This is a genomic window from Archangium sp. Cb G35, from assembly GCF_001896145.1.
GTDB lineage: Bacteria > Myxococcota > Myxococcia > Myxococcales > Myxococcaceae > Archangium > Archangium violaceum.
Genome location: NZ_MPOI01000002.1, coordinates 745,728 through 761,214, shown reverse-complemented (window position 1 = coordinate 761,214; position 15,487 = coordinate 745,728). Strand labels below are relative to the sequence as shown.

Annotated in this window: 12 protein-coding genes; 6 read left to right on the top strand and 6 right to left on the bottom strand. The window is 66.2% G+C overall.

Features of this window, described 5'->3' with window-relative positions; translation table 11 throughout:
- Positions 1-71 precede the first annotated feature (71 nt).
- Positions 72-1,100 carry a hypothetical protein gene (locus tag BO221_RS09580; RefSeq protein ID WP_143195347.1) on the top strand — a complete coding sequence of 343 codons (1,029 nt, stop codon included), beginning with the start codon at positions 72-74 and terminating at the stop codon, positions 1,098-1,100.
- Positions 1,101-1,147: 47 nt separating this feature from the next.
- Here the strand turns inward: BO221_RS09580 and BO221_RS09575 are convergent, their stop codons facing one another.
- Both BO221_RS09575 and BO221_RS09570 read right to left on the bottom strand, forming a co-directional pair.
- On the bottom strand, positions 1,148-4,762 hold the full coding sequence (locus tag BO221_RS09575) for a hypothetical protein (protein WP_073560069.1): 3,615 nt from the start codon (positions 4,760-4,762) through the stop codon (positions 1,148-1,150).
- Complete coding sequence (locus BO221_RS09570; RefSeq protein ID WP_073560068.1) at positions 4,759-5,670, bottom strand: ABC transporter ATP-binding protein; 912 nt, start codon at positions 5,668-5,670, stop codon at positions 4,759-4,761. The genes BO221_RS09575 and BO221_RS09570 overlap by 4 nt, the downstream gene beginning before the upstream one ends.
- Positions 5,671-6,053: 383 nt before the next feature.
- Between BO221_RS09570 and BO221_RS09565 the strand changes: the two genes are divergently transcribed.
- Both BO221_RS09565 and BO221_RS09560 read left to right on the top strand, forming a co-directional pair.
- Positions 6,054-6,851 carry a hypothetical protein gene (locus BO221_RS09565; protein ID WP_073560067.1) on the top strand — a complete coding sequence of 266 codons (798 nt, stop codon included), beginning with the start codon at positions 6,054-6,056 and terminating at the stop codon, positions 6,849-6,851.
- A gap of 423 nt (positions 6,852-7,274) precedes the next feature.
- Positions 7,275-9,131: a hypothetical protein gene (locus BO221_RS09560; RefSeq protein ID WP_304528697.1), complete on the top strand. Its 1,857-nt coding sequence runs from the start codon at positions 7,275-7,277 to the stop codon at positions 9,129-9,131.
- 55 nt (positions 9,132-9,186) lie between these two features.
- Here the strand turns inward: BO221_RS09560 and BO221_RS09555 are convergent, their stop codons facing one another.
- The 4 genes from BO221_RS09555 to BO221_RS09540 are packed head-to-tail and all read right to left on the bottom strand — an operon-like array spanning position 9,187 to position 12,927.
- The gene (locus BO221_RS09555) at positions 9,187-9,960 is read right to left on the bottom strand and encodes an SDR family NAD(P)-dependent oxidoreductase (protein ID WP_073560065.1); all 774 of its coding nucleotides are present in this window, start codon (positions 9,958-9,960) and stop codon (positions 9,187-9,189) included.
- Positions 9,961-9,986: 26 nt separating this feature from the next.
- Positions 9,987-11,009 (bottom strand): phosphotransferase, encoded by a 1,023-nt coding sequence (locus BO221_RS09550; RefSeq protein ID WP_073560064.1) that lies wholly within the window; start codon positions 11,007-11,009, stop codon positions 9,987-9,989.
- A gap of 17 nt (positions 11,010-11,026) precedes the next feature.
- Complete coding sequence (locus BO221_RS09545) at positions 11,027-12,238, bottom strand: acyl-CoA dehydrogenase family protein (RefSeq protein ID WP_073560063.1); 1,212 nt, start codon at positions 12,236-12,238, stop codon at positions 11,027-11,029.
- 20 nt (positions 12,239-12,258) lie between these two features.
- Positions 12,259-12,927, bottom strand: a complete 669-nt coding sequence (locus BO221_RS09540) for a histidine phosphatase family protein (protein WP_073560062.1) — start codon at positions 12,925-12,927, stop codon at positions 12,259-12,261.
- Between the two features lie 189 nt (positions 12,928-13,116).
- On the opposite strand from BO221_RS09540, the gene BO221_RS09535 reads away from it, so the two are divergent.
- From BO221_RS09535 to BO221_RS09525, 3 genes are read left to right on the top strand one after another with little or no spacing between them, the layout of a single operon-like run.
- Positions 13,117-13,959 carry an enoyl-CoA hydratase-related protein gene (locus BO221_RS09535; RefSeq protein WP_073560061.1) on the top strand — a complete coding sequence of 281 codons (843 nt, stop codon included), beginning with the start codon at positions 13,117-13,119 and terminating at the stop codon, positions 13,957-13,959.
- Complete coding sequence (locus BO221_RS09530; protein ID WP_073560060.1) at positions 13,956-14,636, top strand: TetR/AcrR family transcriptional regulator; 681 nt, start codon at positions 13,956-13,958, stop codon at positions 14,634-14,636. The genes BO221_RS09535 and BO221_RS09530 overlap by 4 nt, the downstream gene beginning before the upstream one ends.
- Positions 14,633-15,460, top strand: coding sequence for an NAD(P)-dependent oxidoreductase (locus BO221_RS09525; protein WP_073560059.1), 828 nt, complete (start codon positions 14,633-14,635; stop codon positions 15,458-15,460). The genes BO221_RS09530 and BO221_RS09525 overlap by 4 nt, the downstream gene beginning before the upstream one ends.
- The last annotated feature ends 27 nt before the right edge of the window (positions 15,461-15,487 follow it).

Here is a 15,487-nt window from a genome sequence, read left to right as displayed (position 1 = left end):
TGACGCGGCCTTCGCACCCGTCCGGCGCGGTGATTGACGGTGGGCACACCGGCTCCGAGACTCCGCGCACCATGCCGCCCGCCCGAGTCTCCGCCCGCCTCCTGCTGCTCTCTGCCTTCGTGGGACTCTGCCTCACGGCCTGCCAGACCGCCGCCCCCGCGGTCGCACCGGCCTCTCCTCCAGACGCCGCGCCTCCCGCAGCGGCCCGGAGTACCACCCCGGCCCCGGCGGAGCAGCCCGAGCAGCCTCTCACCGCCCTCAATACGCTCTTCCACCAGCAATACACGGGGGCCCGGAAGGCCTATACCGCCCGCCTCGGCACCGAGGAGCGCCCCGTCCTGCTCATGAAGGGGACGCTCACCTTTCTGTGGCAGGGCAAGAGCACCCAATACACCGTGCTCTCTCCGCGCTACCACGCGCTCAAGGCGTTCTCGCACGTCCCGCTGAGCGTCGCCGTGGCGCTGCTGGGCAACACCGGCGCCACGCTCACCCCGGAAACGCAGACCCTCTTCCAGAGCACCCGGCAGCGCATCGCCGAGGCACTGGCCGAGCTCGACATGCCCACGTCCTCCACCCGGAGCCTCGTACCGCCCGAGCTGCTGGACGAGCAGCGGACCCTGCTGCGAGAGAGCGACACCCTGCTCGAGGAGTGCCTGTCGCGGGGAAGGCCCACGCCGGAGCGGCTGGAGCGCTTCGCCCAGGCCGTGCGCCCGGCGGTGGTGGCCAATGCCCGGGCTTCGGCGCGTGACGAGCTGGAGCAACTCCACCAACACGTCAGCGCCATTCGCGCCTCGTTGACCCCGGAGCAGTGGTCGCGCCTGGCCGTTGTCATCGGCACCTCCCGGCAGGCGCGCGCGCGGGAGGTCTCCCTCCAGTACTTCGAGCGGCTCCTCGGCGAGCCCAAGCAGGAAGAAGGCGCGTCACGCGAGGAGCGCATCGTGGTCCTGGAGACGTTCGGCTCGCGAGATTCCCTGGAGGCACTGGCCACCCACGAGCTGGATCAGGATGCCGCCGCCTGGCTGTTGGGCGACAGGTTCCGCCTCCAGAGCGACCTGCTGGCCCCGTACGCCACCGAGTACCTCGACAAGCTGCTGCGCTAGGACATCGCCAGGCCGCCCCATGCCGGGGTGGCCGGGCCACTCGTCGTTCAGCGCCTGGCCTTCACCTCCTCGATGTTGTCGTCATCAGCACGCCCCTCCCAGTCGAGCAGGTGGTACGGGTCGATGCCGGCCAGGACGGGCTTGCTCGGCACCGTCACCGTGATCGTCTGCTCGCCTGAGCGGATGCGATGCATCCGCACGTCCAGTGGCGCGCTCAACGCACCAGCGCCCTCCTTGGCGGGGCCGAATACGCCGATCGGCACGTCCTCGTCCATCGGTACCTCGGTCTCCACGCCCGCGCTGTCGTACACCACCTTGCGCGCCCGCACGTCGAGCGTCACCTGCCACGTGCCTGCTCCGGTCTGCTCCGCCATGGCTCGCTCCGTCTCGAACTCCCAGATCGTGTTCACCTCGAACAGGTCGTGCAGGAGGGGCTTCAGCGAGTCGGGCGTGACCGAGCGGAGCTCGCGATACAGGTCCAGGGTGGTCGCCCGGGGTGCCCCGGCCGGGTCGTGCTTCTCGATCAGGCGCCGGAGTGCGAGGTTCACCTGCTCCGAACCGATGTACTCGCTCAAGGCATACATCGCGAAGGGACCCCTGCGGTAGGCGAGGTACGGATCGAGCGCCCGGAGCAACGGTTCACCGCGGCGGATCGGCGAGTACGGATGGGGTTGCCGCATGAAGGCCAGGAGCCGCCGAAGCTGCTCCTCCCCGCGTGACGCTTTCACGGCCTGCATCGCGGAGTACCAGGCGAGCCCCTCGCTCAGAAACGGAGCCCCCTCGACGAGTGCGTACGGGAGGGTCCACTGGTGCGCCATCTCGTGTGCCACCACCGCATAGGGGAAATCGAGGCTCCTCTCTTCATCCTCGGGACGCCAGAAGGGGAAGCCCTCTCCATGGGTGAGCATGCTGGCCTCGGCGTGCATCCCCGTACCGAGGCGGCCGGGATGCTCGACGATGCTGAGGTGGCGGTACGGATAGGGACCGAACTGCTCGGTGTAGTAGTCCAGCGAGGCCCGCACGCTTCGCATCACGCGCTCCAGGTGCGCGGTGTGTTCCGGGTGATGGAAGATCCGGATCGCGACATCCTTCCACCGGCCTTCGTGCACCGCGTAGCCGGCGGAGAAGAAGGCCCACTCGCTCCCGATCGGGGCATCGCTGGAGTAGTGGAAGTAGCGGCGGCCGCCTTCGGTCCACGTCCGGCGCAACGCTCCCGGCGCGACGGCGACCTGACCCTCATCCGTCCCCACCACCGCCTCGAACGAAATCCCCCCACCGCGAGACGCGGGCTCGCGCGCTTCGACGCCAGAGAGAGCGGCGAGCACCGGACGCGGCTCAAGGCCGTGCGCCCGCCGGTCCGAGGCGCTCACGAGCTCGCGATGCCGCTGATAGCCGATGGAGGGGAACCACACCCCATTGGTGAAGGAGGTGCCGTTCGCCACCACCGAAGGGTCGACGCCGCGGTTGCCGAAGCCACGCTGCTCGACATGCACCTCGAAGTCGAGCCGCAGCGTGTCGCCGGGCTCGAGCGGCCTCTCGAGGGTGTAGATCCGGTGGCCGTGTTCCGCGTCGTCGGCCGCGAGCGTCGCCGTCCGGTCGAAGGTGACCGCTCGGGTCTCGACGCCACCCATTGCCGTGGCCACGTGGATGGAATCGATCGGCAGTGCGCTGCCATTCACCAGGCGGTAGGAGCCGCGGATCTCCACCGCCCGCCGCTCGGGATGGATCTCGACTCGCAGGTGGGTCCCTGTCAGCTGGGGCTGCGGGATGCTCTCGTACCGCCTGTAGCGCCGCTCGTACTCGGCGCGCCGCTCGGTGATGCCGGACCCGCTGAGATACGGGTTCAGGACGTTGGTGTTATAGAAAATGAAGCCGCCCAGCGTCAGGATGAGCACTGCCGCCGCGCCTGCAACCCAGGCCGTGGGACGCGTGAAACGACGGCGCGCCAGCCGGAGCCGCACGCCGAGGCCACTTTCCTTTCCACGCACCCAGAACAGCCTCGCCACCACCGCGAGCAGCAGCGCCCACGCAGCCCAGTAGAGCTTGAACCACAGCCACGGCCCGAGGAACGGCCCGAACCCGCGCATCTCCGTGTAGGACCACCCCGGGCCGGCCCCATAGACGAGCAGGTTGTGCTCCAGCCCGAGTACCGCCGCCAGCACGGCGATGAACACGAAGGCCATGATGGCCACCAGGTGACCGATGTACTTCTGGTCCACCAGCACGTGCACCACGAGGGCGAGCAGCGCGAAAAGCAGGTATTCGGGAAGCTGAAGCCCCCACAGGACTTTCAGATACAACCCGAGCTCGAAGTCCTGATACCCCCGAATCACCTGAGCAAGCATCCCGGCCGTGGTCAGGAGTGCCATGAACACGGCGAGCACGAGGCCGAGTCCCAGGAACTTGCCGAGGAGAGGGGCCCATTCCGACCCTGGCAATGCGCCGGTGATCTCGCCCAGTCCGGCTTCCCGCTCCCGCCAGACCAGCTCGCCAGCGAAGAACACGATGAGGAGCGGGATGATCACCCAGCGGCTCAGCTCGGCGGAGAGAGGGGCTGTCAGTTCGCTGAGGACTCGCGCGGTCGTGGGAACCAGAGGGGCACCGATGGACACCATTTGATCGAGCACCACGGGCACCGTCAGCATCGGAATGCCCGCCAGCAGGGCGAGTCCGGCCCAGCTCGTCGCGATGGTCCGGAACGACGTCCACGCGATGGCGAGCGACTGACGCGCATGGAAGGCGAAGCCGAACGTCCGAGGGACCCGAGGAGCAGAGGTGGGTGCGCTCGCCGTGACGCCGATGCCCGCCGGCATCGGGGGGTGCGCATCCCAGCGGCGCATCCTGCGCATCCACCCGCTGCTCGCGGTCCGATGGGCGAAACGAAAGCGCAGGGAGGTGACCGCGAGAGCCCCCAGCGCGATGCCGAGCCACAGGAGGCGGTTCGTGAGCACCGTGCCCTTCAGCTCGAGCAGACGCCAACTCTTCTCACTCGTCGTCCATGAATGCGACAGATCCTCGACGATGAAGCGGATACCGATCGGATCCAGCAGCGTCCCCAGGCCCCGCTTGAAGAGCAGGACGGAGGCGACGAAGAAGGCCATGAAGAAGAGGAGCAGACTTCCGAGGTAGCTTGCCGTGGCACGGCCGCTCCGCGCCGCCAGCGAGAACTGGAGCGCCGTCGCGACGAAGGCGTTCGGCAGCGCGATGAAGGCGTAGGCCGCGAGGTATGCAGCCGGCCGGAATGGACCGATCGCCTCGGCATCCACGCCAGGCGCGTAGACGGCCAGCAGAATGCCCACCGGCACCGCGAGCAGGATCAACGCATTGAGAACGAGGGCGGCGAAGAATCGTCCCCCGAGGTACGCGGCCTTGCTGACGGGTAAGGTGTAGATGAGGGGATGCATGCCCGCCGCCACGTCCCGCGCCGCCGCGTCGCCGGCTACAGGCGCGGCCACCAGGAGCCAGATCAGGCTGCCGAAGACCGTGGTTTTCGCGATGGCGAATGACGAGTTGAGAAAGAAGTCCTCGTGGAGCGCCTCTGAGAGGCAGGCGTCTCTGGTCATCAGGAAATCGAAGACGAGCAGGACGGCGAAGAAGAGCCAGGGCCAGGCACGGCGTCCCTGGTAGGCGAGCTCGAAGCGGAAGATCGCCAGGAACTTCATGGCGCGGCCTCCGGCCCCGGCTGCTCGCGGCGCCGGCCGATGTGTCCCACCATCGTGCTGAAGTAGACGTCCTCGAGGCCCGGTTCGACGGGCTCGAAGCCGGGGCCGGGCGCCGCGTCGCTGAAGACGTGCACGACCGTGCGCCCGGCGAGGAGCTTCGTGGAGATCACCGCGTGCTCGCGCTCCACCGCGGGCAACTCGTGCTTCGAGATGATCCGGCGCCAGATGCGGCCGCGGAGGCCGGCGACCGCGCGCAGCGGCTCTGCCTCCAGCAGGATCTCGCCCTGGTCGATGATCGCCATCCGCGTGCACAACTCGCTCACGTCCTCGACGATGTGCGTCGACAGCAGGACGACGCTGTTCTCACCCAGCTCGCTCAGCAGGTTCAGGAAGCGCACGCGCTCGGCGGGATCGAGGCCGGCCGTCGGCTCGTCCACGATCATCAGCTTCGGGTTGCCCAGCAGCGCGACGGCGACGCCGAAGCGCTGACGCATGCCGCCCGAGTAGCCGTCCAGCTTCTGCTTGCGCACCTCCCACAGGTTCACCTGCCGCAGGAGCGCCTCGACGACCTCCTTGCGTGCGCGACGCTCCGCGATGCCCTCGAGCAGCGCGAAGTGCTCGAGCAGCTCTTCCGCACTCACCTTCGGGTAGACGCCGAACTCCTGCGGCAGGTAGCCGAGCGTCTTCCGCACGTCATCCTTCTGCGTCAAGACATCGATGTCGCCGAGCCGGATGCTACCCGCGTCGGGCTCTTGCAGCGTGGACAGGATGCGCATCAGCGTGGACTTGCCAGCACCGTTGGGCCCGAGCAGGCCGTACATCCCCGCGGGGATCGTGAGCGTCACGTCCTTCAGAGCCTGCACACCGTTGGAGTACGACTTGGATACGCCGCGAATGTGCAGTTCCACAGGAGTCTCCTCATTAGAGGGACGAATGTGGCAGCGCCAGCGCTCGATGTTCCGGGAGGTTGCCCGAACGGTCGTTACGCCGCGGGGAGCGGTCGCAGGTGGGCCTGGGACAAGGGACGCCCATCCGTGCGCGAGCCGCGGGACCTTTGAATTTCGCGAACTGGCAGGCCGTCGACACGCCCGACACTCAGCGTGTCGACCCGTTTCACCCCTCGAAGAACCGATCTCTGGGAGTTCGCACGATGTACAAGAAATGGTCCATTCCTCTGCTGGCAACCTTCGTATTGCTTGGGCTCTGTGGTGAAGCCTTGGCGCAGCGTCAGCACCCGCGCCATGACCCCCGCCCTGGCCCTGGCCGTGGGGGGGACCGTGGCGCCAACGGCATGATCTTCAGCGACCGCAATGGCAGACTGGCGCTCAACGCCTGGGGAGGCGCGAGGCAGGGAGCTGTCTTGATGTTGGTGGACAGCTGCACTCCGAACAATCCCGACTGCACCTGGATCTACAAGGATGGGATGATCCTGAGCGGCCGGGACCCCTCCCTGGCCATCAACGCCTGGAATGGCGCCAGGTCCAATGCCGTGCTGCTGCTGAACAAGGAGTGCAGGCCCAACAACCCGGACTGCACCTGGACCTACAAGAATGGAATGTTCGTGAGTGACCGGGACCCCTCCCTGGCCATCAACGCCTACGGAGGCGCTGTCAGTGGCACCATCTTGAGATTGGATGGGAGCTGCAATCCCAACAATCCCGACTGCACCTGGACCTACAAGGGCTTCAGACTCGCCAGCAACCGGGGCAACAATCTGTTCATCAACGCCTATGGAGGCGCCCGGCATGGGACCGAGGAGAAGCTGAACGGCAACTGCCCGCCGTCCAATCCCGACTGCACCTGGACCTATACCCGCGGCATGCTGGTCAGCGACACCGACCCCACGCTCGCGATCAATGCCTGGGATGGCGCGAAGCAGGAGACCACCCTGAAGCTGCACCGTGAGTGCAGGCCGTCCAATCCCGACTGCACCTGGACCGCCAGCCGCGGAGCACTGATCAGCGACCGGAACCCGAACTTGAAGATCAACGCCTACGGGGGTGCCCGGAATGGCACGACCCTGAAGCTGTACGGGCCCTGCCCTCTGAACAATCCGGATTGCACCTGGACGTTCGTGTCCGGTCCCTGAGAGGGGCCGAGATTCCCTCCGCCACCCCTGGAGGTAGCAAAGCCCCGGCCGCCATCAGGCGAGCCGGGGTTTTCTTTTTCCGCACCTCTCCAGTGCCCTCTCTTCGGCCAACTGCTCGCGTCAGATTCTCTCTGTCTTCCACCAGATGATGCGGCCCGCGGCACTACTCGTTGACGCACTGCGCATTGAGGCTACCCACACTGGCAGTCTACAAGGCCCCTTGTTGGCACCGTGCCAATACGAGATGGAGGCTGTGTCATGAGACTGAGGTGGAAGCGTGAGTTAGCGTTTTCGGGTGCCCTGTTTCTTGCCCTGAGCGCATCTGGGGCAGCTGCGGACCCGTTGCCGTTGTTGGAGTCGACGGCCAACCGGTCGCCGTTCTCGGCCGCATGTGCTGGAAAGCCGGATTCCACTCCGTTGCCAGTGGATCCGCGCACCCTGGTGGTGCCCGGCGTCAACAAGCCGGGGGCCGCGGTGCAGTTCAATGCCTACTGGGTGGACCTGCACACGCCGCCGGCGCCGTTCGTCTCGACGCTGCCTCCGAATCCGAAGACCTGCGGCGAATTTCGCGCGAGCGTCGCTCGAGGCAAGACGAACATCGAGACCCGTGCCTACTTCCAGTCCTTCACCAACTCGCTCGCCTACTACAACCTCTATCTGCTCTGGGGCTACCCCTTCCGCCCCGCCGACTTCGACGAGCAGATCATCAAGCGTTACGGGCTCTCGAAGGCGCCATTCCGCAACCCATACCCGCTGCCGTGGGAAAACCCCAACCTCACCAATGGCGGCAGCGGGCAGCTTCCGCTGGGGCTCGTGCAGGAGAGGGACGAGAACGGACGCTACACGGGCAAAATCAGCTCTGGCTGCTCGGGCTGTCACGATTCGCGGCTCGGGACCGAGCAAGAGGCCGGCTTCGTGTGGGGCCGCACGAACGACGCAATCGATGCGGGCCTGATCCAGTCCGACTTCTTCCGCTCCACGGGCGTGGGGACGGTGCTCCAACTCGCGCCCGTGCCCTGGAGTGTGGGCCGCGGCACGAGTGACGCCATTGGCATCGTCGACCTCCTGCCCGCTCTCTTCGACATGGACTCGCTCGCAATGGTCCCGAGCCTGCTCGAGTTCTTCCCGTCCCACGCGGGAGGCATGTCCCGTGCGCCCAACTGGTGGTACCGCGCGTTCAAGACGCGCCAGTTCTGGGATGGAGCGCTCACCTCGGACAACGTCCGTTCGGAGATGGCGTTTGGAATCGCGAACCTGGGCTCCACGCCCGCGCAGCGCCGCGCGCTGACCGCCGAGTTCGAGGACAACGACAACTTCTTCCTCTCGCTCTCCCCTCCCCTCTACCCCAAGGCCATCAACACCGCGCTCGCCGAGCAGGGGGCCGTGATCTTCCACGAGCGTGACCTCTGGGCGAACGGCGCCAATGCCAACATCCCGAAGACTCCAGGCAACGGCTCCTGCGCGAGCTGCCATGGCGTCTACTCGCCGCGCTACGCCGCCAACCCCGCCTACCTGCCCGATCCCCGTCTCAAGGGCATTTCCGGCGTCATCACGCCCATCGAAACCATCCGGACGGATCCGGCGCGCGAGCAGTTGATGGCCGACGTGCGCAAGCGCAGGGCCTGGAACACGTCCTTCCTCGCCTACAACGACCAGTCGCCCGACCACGGCCCCTTCTACGACGACCCCATCACGAGCGCGCTGCGCCGCGTGCCGCGCAGCGCGTATGACAACGGCCTCGGGCCCATCTACTCGCCCGAAGGGCCAAACACGTGGATCGAGCCGTTCGGCTACATCGCGACGCCCCTCTACGGCGCGTGGGCCTCCGCGCCTTATTTCCACAACGGAAGCGTGCCCACCCTCTGGGAGGTGCTGAAGCCGTCGGACCGCCGGGCGGTGTGGAAGCGCCAGCAGACCTCCGCCAACGTGCTGGGAACCAACGCGGGTTACGACTCGAGCTATGACTCGTATGACTTCGCGAAGCTCGGCTGGAAGGTCACGCCACTTGCCTGCGGAGACGTCCCGTTCAACGACCCGTTCATCCCCTGCAGCCATGAAATGGCGACGCCCGATGTCCTCTTCGCGAACATCGCCAACCTCGCCGCGAACTACAACTCGCTCGCCTACCAGTCACCGCCGCCCATCACCCAGAAGCAGATCCGCTCGCGGATGATCTTCAATTCGCATCTCTATGGGCTTGGCAATGAGGGCCATGACTTCACGCAATCGCTCACGGACAACGAGCGTTGGGCCGTCATCGAGTACATGAAGACGCTCTAGCGTTCCGGAGCAAGAACCGCGGCCTCTGGCTTCCATCCAGCCAGAGGCCGGGTGATTACAGCGAGTGCAGCAGGTGACCGCCGTCGACGGGTAGCGCGACACCGGTGATGAAGGCGCCGGCGTCGCTGGCCAACAGCAGCAGCGCGCCCGAGAGGTCTTCCACCGAACCCAGCTTCTTCGACGGGATGTTGTTCTTGAGGTAGGCCTGACCTCGCTCTGACTGGAAGTAGCCGGTATTGAGCTCGGTCTCGATGTAGCCGGGGCAGAGCGCGTTGACGCGGATGTTGTTGCGCATCAACTCCAGCGCCATGTGCCTGGTGAGCTGGATCAGGCCCGCCTTGGACGTGGCATACAGCGACTCTCCATAGCCGACTCCGATACCGAGGATCGAGGAGATGTTGACGATGCTGCCGGGCTTGCCAGCCGCGCTCAGTTGCTCGACGAACGCACGGGCGACGCGCCACGACGCCTTCAGGTTGGTGTCGACGATGAAGTCCCAGTCTTCTTCCCGCGTCTTCGCGAAGAGCATCGATCGGGCGACACCCGCGTTGTTGATCAGCACATCGATGGTGCCAAAGAACCTGCCCGCCTCCTCGAATGCGGCTTTCACGCTGCCGGGATCGGTGACATCCATCGCCACGGCCGCGGCATCACCACCGGCACTCTTGATGCGCTCGGCCAGATGCTGCAAGCGCTCGACACGGCGCGCGGCGACCACCACCTTGGCGCCGGCTTCGGCCAGGACCCGCGCGAAATGTTCGCCGAGACCGCTCGACGCACCGGTCACCAGCGCCACGCGGCCGGTCAGATCAAAACGATTCTTGCTCATGGAGCCCTCCTGCGTTCCTGACGGTGTCATCGGATCATCGCCACGGCCATTTCCGCGATCGGACCGGCCAGCGCGCCGTAGTCCATGGCCTTCTTGCTCGACGCATTACCATCGAGCGCGCGCTTGTAGACTCCCTGCAGGATCGCGGCGATGCGGAAGAAACTGAAAATGATGTAGAAATCCCAGTTCGGGATGCCCTTGATGCCGGTCAGCTCGCAATAGCGTGCGACATACTCTTCTTCCGAGGGAATGCCGAGTGCCTCGCGGTCGAGACCGCCGAGACCAGGGATCGCCGCGTCCGGCGGCAGGCGCAGATTCATGCATTGATACGCGAGATCCGCCCACGGGTGGCCGAGCGTCGACAACTCCCAGTCGAGCACCGCGACGATGCGCGATTCGGCCGGGTGGAACATGACGTTGTCGATGCGGTAGTCGCCGTGGTTCAGCGCGACCCGGCCGTCGTCGGCAGGCACGTTGGCGGGCAGCCACTCCATCAGCTTTTCCATGGCCGGCAGGGTACCGGTCTGGCTGGCCCGGTATTGTTCGGTCCAGCGTTTGATCTGACGCTCGAAGTAATTGCCGGGGCGGCCGTAGTCGGTGAGACCGGCCTGCTCCAGGTTGACCGTATGCATCGCGGCGAGTACGCGCACCATCTCACCGTAGATGGCGCGGCGTTCGGCCGGTGTCTGTTCCGGCAGCGCGCTGTTCCAGAAGATGCGGCCCTCGACGAACTCCATCACATAGAACATCGAGCCGATGACGCTGTCGTCGTCGCACAGGGTCAACATCCGTGGCACCGGTACCTGGGTCGCGGCCAGCGCCTTCATCACACGGTACTCGCGGTCCACCGCATGCGCCGATTTCAGCAGCACTCCGGGCGGCTTCCGGCGCAGCACGTATCTGCTCTTCCCGGTACGCACCAGGAAGGTCGGGTTGGACTGACCGCCCGCGAACTTGGTGCATTCCTGAATCGTGCCGAAATCAGCGATCCGCGCGGCCAGGTACTTCTGCAGATTTTCGACATCCAGCGTGTCGATTGTCTCGGACATGGGTTACGCCTCCTCGCTCAAAGCGCGGACAGCTCCTGGATGAGCTGCTTGCCGAGCGCCATCATGTGGACCTGATCGGGACCATCGGCGATGCGGCACCAGCGTGCGTAGTTGAACGCCTCGGCGAGGAAATAATCCCCGGTCAGACCACCGGCCCCGTGCATCTGGATCGCCATGTCGATGACCTCGAAGCCGAGCTGCGGCACCATGATTTTCGCCATCGCGATCAGGTCCTTCGCCTCTTTGTTGCCGACGCGGTCCATCTTGTCCGCCGCGCGCAGCGTCAGCAGGCGGCACATCTCGACCTTGGAGGCCATCACCGCGATGGCCTCTCGCACCGAGCCCTGCGTGCTCAGCTTCTTGCCGAAGGCCACGCGATTCTCCACGCGCTTGCAGGCGTACTCCAGTGCGCGCTGGGCGGCGCCGATCACACGCATGCAGTGATGGATGCGGCCCGGGCCGAGGCGGCCCTGGGCGATCTCGAAACCACGGCCCTCGCCGAGCAGGAGATTCGATTTCGGCACGCGCACGTTGTCGAACACGATTTCGGCGTGGCCGTGCGGCTCCTCCCAGTAACCCAGCGTCGACAGGGGCCGCTTGATGATCATGCCCGGCGTGCCACGTTCGACCAGTACCTGGGATTGCTGCAGGTGGCGGTTCGGATTGTCCGGATCCGTCTTGCCCATGACGATGAAGATCTGGCAGTTCTCGTGCATCGCTCCGGTGGCGAACCACTTGGTGCCGTTGATGACGTACTCGCCGCCTTCAGCACGAATCGAGAGCTCGACGTTGGTCGCGTCACTGGAAGCCACATTCGGCTCGGTCATGAGATAGGCCGAGCGGATCCTCCCTTCCAGCAGCGGTTGCAGCCACTTCTTCTGTTGCTCGGGCGTCCCGTACCGCGCGAACACTTCCATGTTGCCAGTGTCGGGCGCGGAGCAGTTGAAGACCTCGGCGGCCCAGAACACGCGGCCCATGATTTCGGCCAGCGGCGCGTACTCCAGGTTGGTCAGGCCGGCGCCGCCGTGCTCGACGCCCGGCATGAACAGGTTCCACAGCCCCTGAGCTTTCGCCCTGGCCTTCAATTCCTCGACGATCGGCGGCGACACCCAGCGGTTCTTCTGCACCTGCGCGGCGAACGTGTGTTCATTCGGATAGACGTACTCCTTCATGAAGGCATTGAGCCGATTCCGCAGCTCCGTGACCCGGGGCGAATGTTCGAAGTCCATGGGTTCCCCTTTGAAGACAGTCAGGTATACGAGATCAAGTGTTCCGCATCCGGGCGCTCCAGATGCGGCTGCGCATTCCAGGACTGCAGCCGCACCTTGTCGCCCTTGAACATCAGGCGGGTGACGCCAGTATTCACCATTTGCAGGTTCATGGTGATCATCTGTTCGACCGTGAGGCCGAGCACTTCGCGCACCAGCGCGCTGATGGCACCGCCGGAGCTGATGGCGAGCACGCGTTGCGCATCGGGCTGGCCGGCCATCGCGCGCAGGCTGGCGCGGATGCGGCTTTCAAAATCGCTCCAACTCTCCGGCAACCGTGGATGCCGCAGCGTGCCGTCGGCCCAGGCGCCGAGGGTCAGGCGCAACTGGCGGTAGAAGACGCGCGCGTCCTTGAGGTCCAACGGCGGTTCGACCGGGCACTGCTCCAGGTGGCATTCGACCAGAGCGTGAAAGTGATACTCGTTAAGGCCCGGCAGGATTTCGGGCTCGAGTCCGGTGTAGCCCGTCGCCTCCAGCGTCTGGCGGTGGCGCAACAGCGAGCCGATGACGACACGATCGAAGGTGAGACCGCGCATGCGGAACCAGTTCCCCAACCGCCGCGCCTGCTCGACACCGGTGGCCGAGAGCCGGTCATAGTCATCCGTGCCGAACGACGCCTGACCGTGCCGCACCAGATAGATTTCGCCCATATCTCCGCCCTTGTCTTGCCGCCACGCAGCCTGGGGGACTTTGACTCGCGCGTCTAGCCCGTGGTGTACCGCCAGCATGACGCAACACGTCGGACACCCGGCATGCCCTCACAGGCAGTCCTCCAAAGACTGTTGCTGTTGACATGCTGCCAACAAGCCCCCATCATCACGCGCATTGAGGCCCCACTCATGAGCTACCAACACATCCGGTTCTCCGTTGCGAATCGGGTCGCGACCCTGGAGTTGAACCGTCCCGAGGCGCGGAACGGATTCACCGTGACCATGGCGGACGAGCTCGGCGACGCGCTCGCCAACGCCGACGCAAACGAAGACGTGCGCGTGGTCATCCTCACCGGCGCTGGCAAGGACTTCTGCGTGGGAGCGGATCTGAGCGGCCGCTCGTTCGAGGTGTCGAATCTCGAGCACCTGGAGCGCGGCTGGGTCGAACCGGCGACCCGGGTGACGCGCAAGATGTTCGCGCTGCGCAAGCCGATCATCGCCGCCGTCCGCGGCGCCGCGGTGGGAGTGGGCTCGACGATGATCCTCCCCGCGGACTTCCGCCTCGCCGCGAAAGACAGCCGCTTTGGCTTCGTCTTCAGCCGGCGTGGCATCTATCCAGAGGCGGGCTCGTGCTGGTTCCTGCCGCGCCTCGTCGGAATGGGGCGCGCGCTCGATTGGATGGTGAGTGGCCGTCTGATACAAGCGGAAGAAGCGCTCGGCGCGGGCCTGGTCCGGTCCCTCCACGAGCCCGACGCGCTGCTCGATGCCGCCCATGCGCTCGCCCGCGAGCTGGTCGAGAACACCGCGCCGGTGTCCGTGGCCGTCATCCGGCAGGCCCTCTACCGGATGAGTGCCCTCCCCTCTCCCGAGCCCGCCTTCGCACTCGACAGCCAGCTCATCGCGAGCTGTGCCCAGAACGCGGACGCCGAGGAGGGTGTAATGTCGTTCCTGCAGAAGCGGCCCGCGAAGTTCCCCCGAACGGTGGAGCGGGACCTGCCGACATTCCTGCCCTGGAGGGAACAGAAATCATGAGCCCAGCCTTTGCTCCTCGCTGGAAACGACTCGAGCCGGACACGCGCAGGGAACAGATCCTGGAGTGCGCCATGCGGCTGTTCGGCGAGCGTCCGTACTCGGAAGTCTCGACCACGGACATCGCCCGGGAGGCGGGCGTCGCCCGGGGATTGATCAATCACTACTTCGGGCAGAAGCGGGATCTCTATTTGAAGGTCGTGAAGAGGATGCTGCTGATGCCCGGCCTGGAAGAGAGCGTGCCCATGACGGGAACCTTGCGGCAGCGGGTAGAGCGCAGCGTGCAGTGGTACCTCGATACGGTGGCGATCCACGGAAAGACCTACGTGGCGGTCACCGGCGCAGGGGGGATCGGCGCGGATCCGGAGATCGAGCGCATCGTCTCGGAGGCGGACGACGTGTCCGCGTTGAAGACGCTCGAGTTCCTGGGCCTCAAGGTCGAGGTCGGAAGTGACGCGCGGCAACGGGCGATGATTCGCTCCTATGGCGGTCTGGTGAAGGCCACCATCCGCGAGTGGATCCGCGGCGGGACACTCTCGCGCGAGGACGCGCACCTGCTCCTGAGCGAAGCGCTCATCACGATCGTGCGCGACGTGTTCCCCCAGCTCCATCAAAACCCCCCATCCGAGCGCGGCGACGCCCGGGGGCAGGGGCGCAAGCGGGGAAAGGACGAGCAATGAGCTCGAGGCCGCTCGCGGGACGCACGCTGTTGATGTCCGGAGGAAGCCGCGGAATCGGGCTGGCGATTGGCGTCGCCGCGGGGCGGCTGGGGGCCAATGTCGCGCTCCTGGCGAAGACCGACACCCCGGATCCACGGCTGCCCGGGACGGTGCACACGGCGGCCGCGGAGATCGAAGCCGCGGGCGGCCAGGCGCTCGCGGTGGTCGGCGACGTGCGCGACGAAGCGGCCGTGCAGCGGGCCGTGGACGAGACCGTGGCGCGTTTTGGTGGCATCGACTTCTGCGTCAACAACGCGAGCGCCCTCGCTCCGCTCAAGACCGAAGAGCTTCCGGTCAAGCGCTTCGACCTGATGCAGCAGATCCAGCTGCGCGGGACGTTCCTTCTGACGCGCGCGGCGATTCCGCACCTGCGGAAATCTCCCCACCCGCACATCCTCTCGCTCTCGCCACCGGTCAACCTCGCGCCGCGCTGGATGGGCCTGCACCCCGCGTACACGCTCGCCAAGTACGGGATGACCCTGCTCACGCTCGGCTGGGCCGCGGAGCTGGCGGAGGCCGGCATCGCCGCGAATGCCCTCTGGCCCCGGACGCTCATCGCCACCGCCGCCGTGAAGAACATGCTCGGGGGCGACGCCTCCATGCAGCGGGCCCGCTCGCCGGAGATCATGGCGGATGCGGCCGTGGCCATCCTCCAGCGCCCGCCACGTGATTGCACGGGGCAGACCTTCATCGACGAAGAGGTCCTCCGCGCCGAGGGCATCACCGACTTCAGCGGCTACGGGGGTGGCCCCGACGTCCTGCTCGACCTCTACGTCGACCCCTGAAGAGGAACATCACCCCACGTTTTGCCA

Excerpts from the sequence above, each read along its gene's own strand:
- BO221_RS09555 (WP_073560065.1), bottom strand. The coding sequence starts at position 9,960 with ATGAGCAAGAATCGTTTTGATCTGACCGGCCGCGTGGCGCTGGTGACC.
- BO221_RS09540 (WP_073560062.1), bottom strand. The coding sequence starts at position 12,927 with ATGGGCGAAATCTATCTGGTGCGGCACGGTCAGGCGTCGTTCGGCACG.
- BO221_RS09545 (WP_073560063.1), bottom strand. The coding sequence starts at position 12,238 with ATGGACTTCGAACATTCGCCCCGGGTCACGGAGCTGCGGAATCGGCTC.
- BO221_RS09565 (WP_073560067.1), top strand. The coding sequence starts at position 6,054 with ATGATCTTCAGCGACCGCAATGGCAGACTGGCGCTCAACGCCTGGGGA.
- BO221_RS09580 (WP_143195347.1), top strand. The coding sequence starts at position 72 with ATGCCGCCCGCCCGAGTCTCCGCCCGCCTCCTGCTGCTCTCTGCCTTC.
- BO221_RS09525 (WP_073560059.1), top strand. The coding sequence starts at position 14,633 with ATGAGCTCGAGGCCGCTCGCGGGACGCACGCTGTTGATGTCCGGAGGA.
- BO221_RS09550 (WP_073560064.1), bottom strand. The coding sequence starts at position 11,009 with ATGTCCGAGACAATCGACACGCTGGATGTCGAAAATCTGCAGAAGTAC.
- BO221_RS09535 (WP_073560061.1), top strand. The coding sequence starts at position 13,117 with ATGAGCTACCAACACATCCGGTTCTCCGTTGCGAATCGGGTCGCGACC.
- BO221_RS09530 (WP_073560060.1), top strand. The coding sequence starts at position 13,956 with ATGAGCCCAGCCTTTGCTCCTCGCTGGAAACGACTCGAGCCGGACACG.
- BO221_RS09575 (WP_073560069.1), bottom strand. The coding sequence starts at position 4,762 with ATGAAGTTCCTGGCGATCTTCCGCTTCGAGCTCGCCTACCAGGGACGC.